Genomic DNA, 676 nt, shown 5'->3' with positions numbered 1-676 from the left:
TGGTTATGCCCTCGACCGATTAGTAACAGTCAGCTCCATGTGTTACCACACTTCCACCTCTGCCCTATCTACCTCGTCGTCTTCAAGGGGTCTTACTACTTTCGTAGGGATATCTCATCTTGAGGGGGGCTTCACGCTTAGATGCCTTCAGCGTTTATCCCTTCCCGGCTTGGCTACTCTGCCATGACCTTGGTAAGTCAACAGATACACCAGCGGCCAGTCCATCCCGGTCCTCTCGTACTAAGGACAGCTCCTCTCAAATATCCTACGCCCACGCCGGATAGGGACCGAACTGTCTCACGACGTTCTGAACCCAGCTCGCGTACCGCTTTAATGGGCGAACAGCCCAACCCTTGGGACCTACTTCAGCCCCAGGATGCGATGAGCCGACATCGAGGTGCCAAACCACTCCGTCGATGTGAACTCTTGGGAGTGATAAGCCTGTTATCCCCAGGGTAGCTTTTATCCGTTGAGCGATGGCAATCCCACTTTATACCACCGGATCACTAAGTCCTACTTTCGTACCTGCTCCACCCGTCGGTGTCGCAGTCAAGCTCCCTTCTGCCTTTGCACTCTTCGAATGGTTTCCAACCATTCTGAGGGAACCTTTGAGCGCCTCCGATACCCTTTCGGAGGCGACCGCCCCAGTCAAACTCCCCACCTGACATTGTCCCCC

Annotated in this window: 1 rRNA gene; it reads right to left on the bottom strand. The window is 54.6% G+C overall.

The features are described from left to right. Positions 1–676: ribosomal RNA gene (locus NI21_RS0115730) — 23S ribosomal RNA — on the bottom strand; the annotation flags it as partial.

Source organism: Eubacterium sp. ER2 (assembly GCF_000765215.1).
Classification (GTDB): Bacteria; Bacillota; Clostridia; order Lachnospirales; family Lachnospiraceae; genus Claveliimonas; species Claveliimonas intestinigallinarum.
Note: the sequence above shows the minus strand (reverse complement) of the source record. Positions and strands in the feature narration are given on the sequence as shown.